Here is a 14,039-nt window from a genome sequence, read left to right as displayed (position 1 = left end):
GTATGAAATGGAGAAAACCCCGTAAATAAAGTAAATATTGCAGAATTGCAGTCATATTATGACAAACTATAAATATAATGACAAACTATAAATAATTTTTGTGACAATCTTTAAATATCATGTACAGTCGGCACTTCTGCGCTTAGCATGGCGCAGACGTACTGCGCACAGCAGGGAATGATGCCCGGCTGGTGTCTGGCAGTGATCTCAGATGCGGCATCCTGCCTTGCCTGAGGCATACCGGTCCATTCCGTGATTGACGGTGCTGAGTCTGTACTTTGGGTTGTCAGCAGGAGATTCAATCGTATATTAGCCCAGATGAGTGACAATTATAGCCTGGTCCCCACAAGTGCCTGACTTTTGCTGGAAGCCGGGCTGAGCAACAGAGCAGGACTGCAATGCTGAACCGCAGAGCCGGGCATGGCGAAGCTGCAGCTACGGGCATGGCGGCTGGGCTGATCTGCAGAGCCGAGCTGGGCTGCCACGTCGGGCATGGCTGCAGGGGAATTCCGTCAGATGATTTTTTCTGTGCGTGCTTCTGTCCTTATCAGAGGTGATGAGCTACGGGATTTAGGACGGACAGGGAGCAAAGCCGGGAACAGGGAAGGGGATGGCAGGCGGAGGATGAGGATGAGGGTAAGGTCTTCGTCCGGCAGGTCAGCTGCCCATGGTGTAATTACCTGGATTTAACAATTTGTTTTGTGTGACAGCAGGTGGTCTTTAAGGGCGCTGGTATCTGGAGTGCCTTATAAAATAGCGGGTATTGAAGGCCTATAGCTATAACATTATGCATGTGCCGCTTAACAATTTTCCTGAAAGTTTAACTGAAGTTTTACAATCACGTCCTTTGCGCTTAACAGAGGCTGCTTATCATGCCTGCAACAAAACGATGACCTGAGGGCCGCACTTCCTGAATGTGTGTGGGCGGCCTCAAGCAGGGCGTGAGTCCCTGCATCAGACCTTGCAGTCATGGCTTATTTCCCGTCTCCTGAGGGAAGTCAAGTGCAGGGCTGACTGACAGAGCAGCGTTTGTCTTTTGCCTCCCGCAGCTGACGGTTCAGATGCGCAGGGTCCTGGCATGAAGACAGAGCTGAATGTCAGGTCAAGGTCGATTTAGTGCAACTAAAGGATTTGAATTATGAAGCTCAACCGTTCAACTCTGGCCAAAGCTGTTGCCGTTGCTGCAGCTGCCTGCGTGATTTCTGCCTGTAACTCCAACACTCAGACTGCTGCAGTAGATGATTCTGCTCTGTATGTACGTCAGGCTGCAGGTGATATCACTCAGTTTGCAGGCGCCCGTCGTATTCAGGACAACCAGACTGAGCTGTACGAGAATGTTCTGGCTCTGGCCAAAAAAGAGCACGCCAAGAATGTAATTCTTCTGATTGGTGATGGTATGGGTGACAGCGAAATCACAGCTGCCCGTAACTTTGCCAAGGGTGCAGGTGGCTACTTTGAGGGTATCGATTCCCTGCCATTTACCGGTCAGTACACCCACTACTCACTGCATAAGGGCAGCAGCAAGCCTGATTATGTAACCGACTCTGCAGCCTCAGCTACTGCATGGTCCTCCGGTGTAAAGAGCTATAACGGCGCTATCGGTGTTGACACCTACGGCAAGCCACACATGACTCTGCTTGAGCTTGCCAAGGCCAACGGCCTTGCTACCGGTGACGTATCGACAGCCGAGATTCAGGATGCTACCCCTGCAGCCATGCTTGCTCACGTTGAGCACCGTAAGTGCTACGGCCCTGAGGCTACCGCTGCCAAGTGCCCGGCTCAGGCTCTGGAAAACGGCGGTGCCGGTTCCATCTCCGAGCAGCTGCTGGCTCTTCGTCCTGACGTAGTTCTGGGCGGTGGTGCCGCAACCTTCAAGGAGAAAGCACGTGGCGGTCAGTACAAGGGCAAGACCTTGTTCCAGCAGGCTCAGGAGCGCGGCTACCAGCTCGTATCTGACCTCAATGGCCTGAACTCCATTACCGCTGCCAACCAGGATACCCCGGTTCTTGGTCTGTTTGCCGAGGGCAACATGCCAATCCGTCTTAAGGGTCCACAGGCCTCCAAGTACGGCAACCTCAAGAAGCCAGTAGTTCAGTGTGAGGTTAATGCCGAGCGTGGTGCCAACGTTCCTACCCTGGCCCAGATGACCTCCAAGGCTATTGAGCTGCTGTCCGTAAATGAGAAGGGTTTCTTCCTGCAGGTTGAAGGCGCATCTATCGACAAGCAGGCTCACGCTTCCAACCCATGCGGCCAGTTCGGTGAGACCATGGATCTGGATGAGGCTGTTCAGGTTGCCATGGAGTTTGCCAAAAAGGATGGCAACACTCTGGTTATCGTAACCGCTGACCACGCACACGCCACCCAGATTGTTTACCCTGATACCAAAGCTCCAGGCTGGACTCAGGCCGTTATGACCGCTGACGGCTCTCCAATGACCATTTCTTACGGCAACTCTGAAGACATCGATGATGCCGGCCACACTGGCGCTCAGCTGCGTGTAGCCGCCTACGGTCCAGGTGCCCTGCGTGTAGTAGGCCTTACCGACCAGACCGACATCTTCTTCACCATCCGTGACACTCTTCAGCTCAAGAACTAAGAGCAATTAACAGTTACACAGCGTAGTCAGGTCAGGAAACACCGGGAAGACCCGGAATGCGCAGAACGCTCTGCCAGACCGTAATCACAACCGGCGCCTGACTTGCCCCTTTTCAGATTTCAGGAAAAGACTTATCCCAAGGCTCGCCGATCTGCACTTCGACGGGCCTTTTTAGTTTCCTGAAAAAGTACATCCATGGCTCGCCGCGCCTCAATTCGGCGGGCCTTTGCACTTTTGAGCAGAGCTCATCCATGGGCACTCCGAACCACGTTTCTACAGGCTTTCTCAATGTAACGTCACTGCAAGCCTGAGCATAGAGTCGTGACTGCGGATCTGTGCCTTGTGTGGGATATTGAGGATGTAAGATACGGCATAGGCTGCTGTAGGGACTATGATTTAGCAATACTGCGGTGTTATCCAGTGCAGGGCTGACCGCCTGGCTTATGTGATGGTTTTGCAACAATAAGATCAACTGAAAAAAATAAGCGCCATACAGGCCAAACGGGCCTCTCAGGTATGACCTGACCTGAGCCTCCCACGGGCCTGTACTGGACCTGTGTATGTAGTTGAGCTCGGTCCGGGCGCATTTGTGTGCGGATTGTCTGCAAGTTCTGTTGAGCAGTTAACAGCAAATGAGCTTATGCATGTTTTGGTCTGATGGTGAGATTCAGAAGCATGGAGGGAAAAGAAAGGCTGTTTTCTGAATAAAAATATGGTGATTTTAACTATGTCAATACAATTGTCCGGATAAAGACCACTGGTATGCTGGCAACGTCCTGGATTATTTTCAGAACCGTCTTTTTATTGCTGTGGAAAAATGGGACAATGGTCCAACAGATCAAAGATTTCTGCGTTCAGCCAGGGTTTTCAGTTCACTCTCACTTCACTACCGATTTCCGGATTCCATGTGCCAGGAGTTTCAGGCCTTTTGTGAGTGTGACTGCTCCTGAAAAGCATCAAGGCTGTAGCTCAATGCCGTTTATTTTTTGTTCCCGTCAGCCGTTGGGCTGACCCCCGTCTTTCGCTGTATTCCCCTTTTCATGTACTCACAGATTGTATCTGAGCCCGTGGCTTTATCAGTCCTGTCCAGATGCGAACCGTTTCAGCATGCCTGGCCCATTGCGCCTGTGTAATGTCTGCCTGAAATGAGCCGGTAACAGCAAGACAGGGAACATGATTACAGTAGCTGTGGAAAATACTGAAAGTAATGTCTTCAATGCTTATGCGGCCCTCATTTACGGGCTGAGTCTGCCTTTAAGACAGATCTGATGTCCATATAAATTTCCGGAGCTGTGCCGGAGTGCAGTTACAGAGGGCTTAGAGCCGCTTTTTGCAAAATAAGGTCAAGTTCAACCATTCGTATATCACGCCTCCGGCCCGATCAGTGCCGGAAGTACAGACATGACAGCTGTATCAATTCGTATCAGGCTGAGTTCCGGTTCAGGTGCTCAGATACGCTCCTGCACTGTCTGTCCTGTACTGGCACTGCATGTGCTTATACTTTCCTGAATGCATTTTCTTGCGTTTGTCTTTTGGCAGTTTCAGTCAAACAAAGGGCTGTCATTCCTTTTCTGATTTAGTCAGGTTCAGGCTAATCACCGCCTGGCTGACCTCATTGCTGATCAATCATTACCTCTGTTTTTTTCTCTTTCCGACGCTGTGCTAAACAGGCTGCGCTGGCAGCTGTAAACCGGGATGGAGCTGCAGCTATGCACTGCAGTTTCGTTTATGCGTGCGGAGATCAAATTTGTGTATGTCTTTTGAGCATATGCTGCCCTGCCATTTCTGGCTGTAACTCAGGTCAGGACAAGGCAGGCTGTAAAATCCCCAGGAGAGCATCATTACAGCTGTATTTTTACAGTTGTAATTCTTTCAGTGTCTGAAAATGATGTAATGCCGGGCATGCTGCCATAGCCATGGGGCTCAGGGCAGATACAGTGCAGTTTATGCAACGGATCCTGCAGTAACAGTGTTTTATTACTGTTTCTGTAACCGGACCGTGAGTAAAGGTGTGCAGGGCAGATGTGGGATAACACTTAGATGGGGCCAGTCCGGTGGCGCTCTCAGTAAGGAGTGGCAGGAGTTTTAATATCGTCTTGTATTAGGTCATACTCAAGATGAAAGTGTTATCCAACATCAAGGTAACCCTGCCTCGCGCTTTCGACAGGATTACCCACAATGACGCCACCGGTGGCGTTATCATGCTCATATGTACTGTTCTGGCTCTGATTTTACAGAACGGTTCATACTCTACATCCTACCGTCACTGGATCGAAATGAATGCCGGTATTGTGTTTGGTAATTTCGAGCTCATCAAGCCTTTACTGCTGTGGATTAACGACGGTCTGATCACCATATTCTTCTTTGCTATTGGTCTGCAGCTCAAGGTTGAGTTCATCAAGGGCCATCTGTCCAACCCGCGCAATATCATTCTGCCAAGTATTGCGGCCATTGCCGGTATTATTACGCCGTCACTGTGCTTCATGGCTTTTAACTTCCATGATGAATATGCAATGCGCGGCTGGGCTATCCCAACGTCTACTGATACTGCCTTCTCGGTTGCACTGCTGTTGCTGCTGGGCAGCCGCGTGCCTGGCTCGCTGAAGATCTTCCTGCTTTCCATGGCTATCTTCGACGATATTGGCGCCATTATCGTAATTGCAATTTTCTACACCTCAGAGCTGTCCATTCCGGCTATTATCCTGGCTTCATTTGCAACTCTGGGACTGCTGATTCTCAATTACTTTGGCGTAGCCCGCCGAGTGCTCTATCTCATCTTCGGCATAATTCTCTGGTTCTCCATTTTAAAGAGCGGCATGCATGCCACTCTTGCAGGTATCATCACCGCATTCTGCATTCCAATGAAGAGTGCCCGTGGCGAGATGATGGTGGAGCCTATTTCCGACAGTCTGAAGATGTGGGTAGCACTGCTGGTGCTGCCAGTATTTACCCTGGCCAATGCCGGTATCGATCTGTCAATGATTGATATCAAGGACTTCTTTGCTCCGGTAAGCCTTGGTATTTTCACCGGTCTGTTTATTGGCAAGCCTCTGGGTATCTTCTTTACCGTATGGCTTGCTATCAAGATAAAGCTGGTAAAAATGCCGTCAGATGCCTCCATGCTGCAGATATATGGTGTGTGTATCCTGACCGGCATCGGTTTCTCCATGTCAATGTTCATTGACTCCCTTGCCTATCAGGGAAGCAATGTCTTTAACTATGCCGATTCCCTGGCCATTCTGGTAGGCTCACTGTTCTCCGGAACCTATGGTTACTTCTTCCTGCGCTATGTGGCCTGTAAGGTCAATGTAATTGAGTACCGTCCATGGCTGCCTGGTCCTGAGGGTTATAAGGGTACTGCCCGTACCGCAAATCTCTACAATCTGGAGAAGCCTGTTCAGGGTCCTTCTTCCGTTGCTCCTACCGCAGCTCTGGTAGCTGAGGCCAATGCCCGTACCATGGCCGCCGCTGAGGCTGCAGCCGCAGCTGCCGCTGCCGCCGCTGCTGCTGCTGAGGCTGCCAAAGCTGCTGCAGAAAGCGAGGATGAGGATGACGATCAGATTCGTGCCAAGGTCCAGCTGGCTGCCGCCAAGGCCGCTGCTGCTGCCGCCAGTGCTGCTGTATCCACCTCCAGGCTTGATGACTCGGAAGATGAGGACACCAAGGAAGTAGCCGCCGCTGCACTTGAAGCAGCAGGAAAGGCCGCTGAGGTTGCTGCAGAAGTAGCTGCCGAGGTCGAAGAGGATCTCAAGGAACAAGAAGAGTCATCTGATGACGATTCTGAAAAGTCCGATAAGTCCGCCAAGGGTGACAAGTCTGCAAAGAGCGACAAGTCTGGCAAGACTGAAAAGGCATCCCTTGATGACGGTGAAGACTCTGATGACGACAGTGATGATGCCGGTAAGGAAGAGCGCAAAGAAGGCGCAGCCTCCATTATCGGTGCTACCACTCAGGCTGCTCAGGCTGCTACCAAGGTGGTTGCCAAGGTCGTAAGCGCTGTTATCTCCGACAAGGATGACAAGGACGATGACGACAAGTCCGGCAAGGGTGACAAGTCCGGAAAGGCTGACAAGTCCGGAAAGGCTGACAAGTCTGACAAGGGTGACAAGTCCGACAAGTCCGCCAGGGACAGCAAGTCAGATAAGGATGGCAAGACCGACAAGTCAGCAAAAGTAACCACTGCCACAGGCAAGAAGGGAGTAACCGCTCTGCGTGCCGATGGCCTTGATGACAGTGATGAGCCACAGACCATTATTGCTGTTGATTCAGTAGGTATGGCCAAGGTTCACAAGGTCGAACAGCCAGCCCGTCCTGCCTCAGAAAGCGCCGATGGCCTCAACGCCGCCGACATTGCCCCTGATGAGGTAGCAGAGCACGAGCGTGAAATTCACGGCGATGAAGCTGCATCTGCAGCCTGGTCTGCAGGTAAGGCCGACAGTGGTGAAAGCCGCTCTGACAAGGCAGCCGCCGACAGCGCTGCTGACAGGTCTGCTTCAGCCCCGCAAAAGGCTTCTGCAACTGCCGACGGTTCTGACAGTTCCGACAGGGACGCTAAGGACAGTGGCCAGAAGACTGACAGGGGTGATGATACCGGTACTGCAGTCAAGGCTGATTCCGCATCAGGTGCATCCCAGGCCGCCGACACTGGCGCAGGGACTTCTGACAGTTCAGAGTCTGACTCTGAGGGCAGAAAGGGCGATGACGCTGGCTCTGACAAGGATGCTAAGGATGCTGACGAAAAGTCAGCTGACGACGGCTCCGAGAAGAAGGGCAAGAAGAAGCCTCTGAGCGATGATCCTGTCGAAAGACAGAAGCAGTACAACGAAGAGTACATGCGCAAGATCGCCAGCTCTGTAGCTTCTCACATCGAGAAGATTGCAGAGGAAAAGGCCAGGGCCCGTGCTCCTGTAGCCAATGTGGCTGAGCTGATTGCCCGTGCCCGTGGCATCGATGAAGCCATTCACCGTGAAACGGACAATGCTCCTCAGACCCGTGAGGAAAAGGCTGCCGCCAAGGCCGCTGCCAAGGAAGAAAAGGCCGCCGCCAAGGCAGCTGCCAAGGAGGAAAAGGCCGCCGCCAAGGCTGCTGCCAAGGAAGAAAAAGCCGCTGCTAAATCTGCTGCCAAAGAGGAAAAGGCTGCAGCCAAAGGAGCTGCCAAAGACGATAAGGAAGCTGCAGCAGAAGTAGCCTCGACTTCAGCTCCGGCAGAGTCTCATGCAGAGTCTCAGGCAACAGAGACGGGAGCACCGGCTGCTTCAGCCGCCTCCGCTGCACCAGCTGCCCCTGTCTCTGGCACCCAGGAAACCGAGGCCCAGCAGGCCCTGGCTGCAGCTGAGCCTGTTTCTGTCGCAGCAGCAACTCCGGCTGCAAAGCCAGAGGGTGAAGGCCAGCAGGCAAAGCCGGCTCAGGACAGTCAGACTGCTGATAAGGCCGAGCCTGCAGCAGTAAAGGAGAACATTACTCCACTGCTTGTCCCTGAGCAGGACGAGGAAGCAAAGTCAGCCTCAGATCAGCTTGATCATGACTCTGACAGCTACACCGGTCTGAATGCCGCTATGGCAGCAGCCGCTGCCATGGCCGCTGCTAATGCTGAACCTGCAGAGCATGCTCCAGCTGGAGCCACGGCAGCTGAGGTCGAGCCGCTTAAAGTCTCGGACATTCTTCCTGACAGTGAGCAGTCCCCTGCAGTGAGCGCTACAGCAGCTGCAGCATCCGCCAGCGCTCCGGCAGAATCGGCTGATTCTGGCGCAGACAGCGGCAGGAGTCAGGCTTATGAGGGACTGTCAGGACAGATAAAGGCCACTGAGAGCGATGAGCTCAAGGCACCTGACTTTTTCCAGAATGTGCTGACAGGCAATGCTCAGGGCAAGCAGGAGGTAACTCCTCTGACTGTTGATGAGCTGGTGTCTGCACCGGCGAGCAATGCCGAACTGAGCAGCTCAGCCATGACTCAGACCATGACTGCGATGGGTGAGCAGGGCAGCGTAACAGCCGTAGCAGCTGATCAGGCATCAGGAAGCGCTGCTGAACAAAAGGCAGATGCCGACAGTTCAGACAGTGCCTCCGGCGACGCCGAACCTGCAAAAGCTGACTCAGGCCGCCCGGAGGAAAAAGAGGGCGGTATGCTCAAGAAGATCTCAGGTCTTATCAAAAAGCCCAAGGTCTAAGCTCTGAGCCCGCCTGAGAGTACCGGCCCGGCCTTTAAGGCCGGCGCCGGAATCTCAGAACCCGAAAATCGATTCTTTAAAAACCATAAAGCCCATAACCGCTAAACCGGTCATGGGCTTTTTTCTTTGGCAACTCACTGATTCCCGGCCAAAACCTTATCTGAACCTCCACACCAGGCCTGCGGCCCTGGCTCCTTTCCTGACCTGTGCCCGGCTCGCTTTGCCCGCTCCGCTGTGCCTGCGGCCCCCTGAGCCTGCAGCTCAGTTGTGCCTGGGCGATCAAGTTCTGAGCGGCGGGGCGGTCGCAGCAGCTGGCGGACAGGCCGGGCTTTTGCCTGAGACCGGGCTCAAAGGCCAGGACAGCGGCCCTGGCCAGGGCATGTTCAGGGGTAGTGATGGGCTTATGGACAGTGTGATTGTGTATTTGTTGACTGGTGCTAAAAATGCTAAAATAGGCGGTTATTTTCACGGCAGTCACCTGTAAGCTTATGCCTGAAGTTCAGGCCGGGAGGCCTGAGAGCTGTCAGGTTTCAGGGGCGCCTTATGAGCCCTGCAGGCATGGAGAGCATGCGTGCAGCAGCCGCAAATTAGATGGCAGCAGTCGTTTAGGTTTTAGCATGCAAGAAAGTATTTTAAGAAGATTAGACTCCATCGTAGAGCGTCACATGGAGGTTGAGCAGTTACTGGCTCAGCCTGAGGTGATTGCAGATCAGGAGAAGTTCCGCGAACTCAACCGTGAGTATTCACGTCTGCAGGTGCTGGTTGACACCTACAAGGAATACCGTACCTGTGCCTCGGACCTCGAGGAAATGCAGGCCATGATCAATGGTGACGATCCTGACATGCGCGCCATGGCCGAAGAAGAGATGGGCCCTACCAAAGAGCGCGTTGAAAAGCTCGACCACGATCTGCAGATTCTGCTTCTGCCTCATGATGAGCGCGATGACTGCAACTGCTTCCTGGAAATCCGTGCCGGTACTGGCGGTGATGAAGCTGCCCTCTTTGCCGGTGAGATGTTCCGTATGTATACCAAATACTGCGAAACCAAGGGCTGGACTCTGGAAATCGTTTCTGTTTCCGAAGGTGAAATGGGCGGTTACAAAGAGGCTATTGCCAAGCTCTCAGGCGAGGGTGCTTACGGCTACATGAAGTTTGAGTCCGGCGGTCACCGTGTACAGCGCGTACCTGAGACAGAGTCCCAGGGCCGTGTCCACACCTCAGCCTGTACCGTAATGGTTCTGCCTGAGATTCCACCTTCAAAGGCTCCTGAAATTAACCCTGCCGATCTTGAAGTTGACACTTTCCGTGCCTCCGGTGCCGGTGGTCAGCATATTAACAAGACTGACTCTGCCGTACGTATTACTCACAAGCCATCAGGCATTGTAGTTGAGTGTCAGGATCAGCGTTCCCAGCACTCCAACCGTGCCCGTGCCATGGAAGTTCTGATTTCCCGTCTGGCCAAGCTTGAAGAGGACAGACGTAATGCCGCTCTTGCCGAGCAGCGTCAGAGCGTATTAAGTACTGGTGACCGTTCCGACCGTATCCGTACTTACAACTTCCCGCAGAGCCGTGTAACCGATCACCGCATCAATCTGACCTTATACCGTCTTGCTGAAATCATGGAAGGCAAGCTTGATCTGCTTTTACAGCCGGTAATTGAAGAGTACCAGGCTGAACAGCTGGCAGCTATGGCAACCCAGGGCGGCCTCTAAAACAAGCATGCTAATTTCCCGGCCCGGTGCTTCTGACCTTTCAGGTCAGAAGCCCGGGCCTTTTTCATGCCCGCAATCCGTACCTGCAGCAGCACCGCCACCGCAGCGCCCGGCGTACAGCGCTGACGCAGTCGCGCCGCAACCCCTGCAGCACTGCGCTGCCAGGGCCACGCCGGCGGCGGCTGTGCGGCGGCTGCACTGCAGTGGCACATAAAGAAAAAGCAGCCCGGAGGCTGCTTTTTAAAATATTTTGTTGTTTTTTAGGAGTCTTACACCTGCTCACCGGCAGGCAGCAGCTTATGCTGCGTGGTCTGGTGAAATCTTTGCGTTGATGAGCTGACCCTGGTCATCATAGTAGCGCTCAAATGGAGCACGGATATCAGCCTCAGACTCATTGGCGCCATGGCCTGCATGAGTGTTGATGGTGCATGAGTCAAGGCTCAGCTGCTTCCAGATGCCATCCCAGCGGGAAGCTACATGCTTTTCAGTGGCGGCATCAAAAGCAGGGGCCTGAATGTCCTGCTCAGCTGTGCGCTCTACGGTATCGCGGGCGGCGTTGATGGAGGCCATAATCATGCTCTGAACATCGTCGTAACCTTGCTCTGAGTACATCTGCTGGTACTGGGCAACCAGTTCCTGAGCTGATGGGGCATCATGCCTGGTGCTGCTCTTGCGGCTGCTCATCTCTTCGTTCAGAGCGGCGCTTAACACACCTGATACCAGAGACATGGCAGGGCTGATATCAAAGCCGTCTTCAACTACGCTAAAGCCGGTCTCATTGGCGGCTGGACGCTGTGTAGCATTGTGGTTACGAAGCTGCTCGTAAAGGCTGGCAGCAAACTGTGCAGATACCGGAGCCTGAGCAAAGATACCGGCAAAGTGCAGAGCTTTGGTTGGGGCTTCGTGCTTTACAGTCTTGACGTAGTCACCGTCACGCTCGGCAGTGGCTCGCAGCTGCTCGCTCAGGGCGGCGGCATAAATGCCCGAAGCTGGAGTCAAGGCAAACATGTGAGCATTGTGCAGGGCACGAACCGGAGCCACAGCTTTGTGAGCCTGCTCAGCGGTGCGGGCAGCCTGAGGATCGGCCTCAAGAGGCTGACCAGCGGCAGCGTGCAGCTGGGCACTCATGTCAGCAGTGGTCTGTGCGGCTGCAGGGGTAGAGGCAAACATGTGAGCAAAGTTTAAGAAACTTACTGGAGCCTTGCTTTGTGTCTTGACGTAGTCACCGTCACGCTCAGCAGTGGCACGCAGCTGCTCGCTCAGAGCGGCGGCATAAACACCTGAAGCTGGAGTCAAGGCAAACATGTGAGCATTTTGCAAAACACTGACGCTCTTTGAGGTCTGAGCGGACTTTACAGAAACGGTATTGAACTGGGCGCTGGCCTCGGCATTTGCCTTGTCAGCGGCGGCGCTGGTGCCGGAGAGCATGCCGCTTTCAGCACGGGCACGCAGCTGCTCGCTCAGGGCGGCGGCATAAATTCCGGAAACTGGAGTCATGGCAAACATGTGAGCGTTGTGCAGGGCGCTTACATCATTACGCTGCTCATTGTGCTCATTTTTGTTCTGACAGTTGCGCTCAACTGCACGCTGCTGCTCGCTGTGAGCTCCGCTTAATACGGCGGAGATAACTGACATGCTCATGCTTACCTGATACTCAGGTGCGGCGGCAAAGCCCTGTGGCAGATTGCGCTCAGCACTGATGGAGGCGCGCATATTCATATTGCGATTGCTGTTGACGAGCTGCTCGTGGGCAACTGAATCCATTACTGCAGATGCTGGAGTGGTAGCAAAGCTGGCAGCGAAAGTATTGCCCTCAGGGGCGGCGAAGAAATCCTTGATACGGGAGATGGTGTTCTTGACGTTTGCGATTACGTTGATCATTTTTTGCTTCTTAAAGGTGAACCTTGTGCGGTTCTCTGTCTGATTTTGTCGCCAGGCCTTATGGCCTCTTGACTGCTTGACCAGCGTGGCTCTTTTCTAATCCATGCCTTCTGTGGTGCTGGCCGGGTTCTGGATGTGTCTGCAGCCTGTCCCTTAGCAGGGGAGCTGTTCGACATTCAGGCAGCAATTAACAAATTGAGACATCTGATATTCCTGCATGTCTGTTCCGGGCAGAAACTCGAAACTATGAGGAAACGCTCCTGGCTTGCGATCCTGCGCTCTGCTTTCTCATGAGCCGGTGGATCCTTTCTGCATTTTCTGGGGCCGGGAGCGGCTGGAGCACTGCGGCTTTCCAGCGCTGCTGTCGTGGCGGGTACCAGGCTGTTTATGTCCTGTCCTGCCTGACAACAATTTCATGTTAGCAACTTTTTCAGGGGGCGGAGGCTGCTGTCATCGTGTGACGTATGTCACAAAAATACAGCGAGCTGGAAAATGGCTCAAATACGGCAAAATGCAAACATTTGCACCATTTCGATAATTTTACCATTTACGCATGAATATTATGTCAGGTTATACAAAAAGCATGAAAATTAACAATCAAATGGCTTAAATATCAATAAAATCAAGATTAAATAGACAGCCATGTATGGAGGCTATTAAGTGTGGTCTATGTCACATTTTTGCGGCGTCTATTTCAGTATTTCGATTAACAAATACGATATATATGGTATTTGATAAAGAATTATCAAAAAGCAAGCAAGAACTTAAAGAAAAACCAAAATTTTGCCATATATCACATTGATAAAAAAACAGATGTAACGCCCAATGAAACAACAATGCAACAAAATGCAAAATTTTTCATAAGCGGATCCAAACTAAAATCTGGCTTATTTAAGCCATAAAGTCAGGTAAAAGCGTACTCATAACCATGATAGAGATCAGCTAAATCACTTGGCATGATGCATAAATGACTGCAAAAGTATGCAACGAGTTTTGGTAAAATAATTAAATCACTGGTAATTTTTGCGCTGAAAAGCTCCCGGAATACCACTTCCAATACCAATACCAAAAGGCCCCACAAACGCCATTCCCATACAGCTAAAACCAAATTCACAGGCAATCCCCATCCCACCACAACCAAATCCACAGAGCATCTACAGGCATTCCTCCATAAGCAAAAACTTTGATGCCAGGGCAGGCTAAAGCCACCATGACCATGCAAGGCTCACCGATAAGACCAGGCAGGTCACGCCTGACCAGTATGGTCACGCCCCAAAAGTGAATGACAGGAATGACTCTTAACAGTAAGGCAGGGCCATGAAACCAGGACAGGGTGGGATGTTTTCTGCTATCAGCATGGAAGTAGCAGGCAAAGCACCTGTTAAATACAGGGGACGGAGTATGATGGTTAGTACCGTTAAGCGGCACTTGCCTGGGGCTGGCTTGTCTGGCAGCGCTTGCCTCGGGCCAGGTTCGTATTGAATCGCTTGCCTGCGGTGGTGCAGGGGGATGCTGCATATTTATCTGTTGCGCTCAGTAGGGGACAGATGGCGGTGCTTAGGAACTGTAGGTAATTAAAATGATTTGTATTTCTTAAGTATAATGACCTGAACGGAGGAACCTTATGGCAAACCAGATTCAGGTCACTTTAAACAAAGATTCTATTAATCAGCTGCTTGAGGC

The 14,039-nt window shown here is 52.4% G+C and carries 5 protein-coding genes; 3 read left to right on the top strand and 2 right to left on the bottom strand.

Annotation, left to right across the window (positions count from 1 at the left end):
* The first annotated feature begins 1,138 nt into the window (after positions 1 to 1,138).
* The 3 genes from phoA (at position 1,139) to prfA (ending at position 10,475) form a co-directional block, all read left to right on the top strand.
* Positions 1,139 to 2,596 carry an alkaline phosphatase gene (phoA, locus tag MXE39_RS12300; RefSeq protein WP_246978989.1) on the top strand — a complete coding sequence of 486 codons (1,458 nt, stop codon included), beginning with the start codon at positions 1,139 to 1,141 and terminating at the stop codon, positions 2,594 to 2,596.
* A 2,117-nt stretch (positions 2,597 to 4,713) separates the two neighbouring features.
* Positions 4,714 to 8,763 (top strand): Na+/H+ antiporter NhaA, encoded by a 4,050-nt coding sequence (nhaA, locus tag MXE39_RS12295; RefSeq protein ID WP_246978990.1) that lies wholly within the window; start codon positions 4,714 to 4,716, stop codon positions 8,761 to 8,763.
* 617 nt (positions 8,764 to 9,380) lie between these two features.
* Entirely contained in the window at positions 9,381 to 10,475 is a 1,095-nt protein-coding gene (gene prfA, locus MXE39_RS12290; protein ID WP_246978991.1) for a peptide chain release factor 1, read from the top strand.
* Positions 10,476 to 10,772: 297 nt separating this feature from the next.
* Here prfA and MXE39_RS12285 read toward each other — a convergent pair whose 3' ends face one another.
* Together MXE39_RS12285 and MXE39_RS12280 are read right to left on the bottom strand one after the other, a co-directional pair.
* Positions 10,773 to 12,356 (bottom strand): hypothetical protein, encoded by a 1,584-nt coding sequence (locus MXE39_RS12285; RefSeq protein WP_246978992.1) that lies wholly within the window; start codon positions 12,354 to 12,356, stop codon positions 10,773 to 10,775.
* A gap of 904 nt (positions 12,357 to 13,260) precedes the next feature.
* Complete coding sequence (locus tag MXE39_RS12280; protein WP_246978993.1) at positions 13,261 to 13,503, bottom strand: hypothetical protein; 243 nt, start codon at positions 13,501 to 13,503, stop codon at positions 13,261 to 13,263.
* Between the last annotated feature and the right edge of the window lie 536 nt (positions 13,504 to 14,039).

The sequence above is a fragment of the Anaerobiospirillum sp. NML120511 genome (assembly GCF_023050955.1).
Lineage (GTDB): Bacteria > Pseudomonadota > Gammaproteobacteria > Enterobacterales > Succinivibrionaceae > Anaerobiospirillum.
This window is presented reverse-complemented; position numbering and strand designations above follow the sequence as displayed.

What these genes read in the sequence shown, in the direction of transcription:
- phoA (WP_246978989.1), top strand. Translation starts at nt 1,139, where the DNA reads ATGAAGCTCAACCGTTCAACTCTGGCCAAAGCTGTTGCCGTTGCTGCA.
- MXE39_RS12285 (WP_246978992.1), bottom strand. Translation starts at nt 12,356, where the DNA reads ATGATCAACGTAATCGCAAACGTCAAGAACACCATCTCCCGTATCAAG.
- prfA (WP_246978991.1), top strand. Translation starts at nt 9,381, where the DNA reads ATGCAAGAAAGTATTTTAAGAAGATTAGACTCCATCGTAGAGCGTCAC.
- nhaA (WP_246978990.1), top strand. Translation starts at nt 4,714, where the DNA reads ATGAAAGTGTTATCCAACATCAAGGTAACCCTGCCTCGCGCTTTCGAC.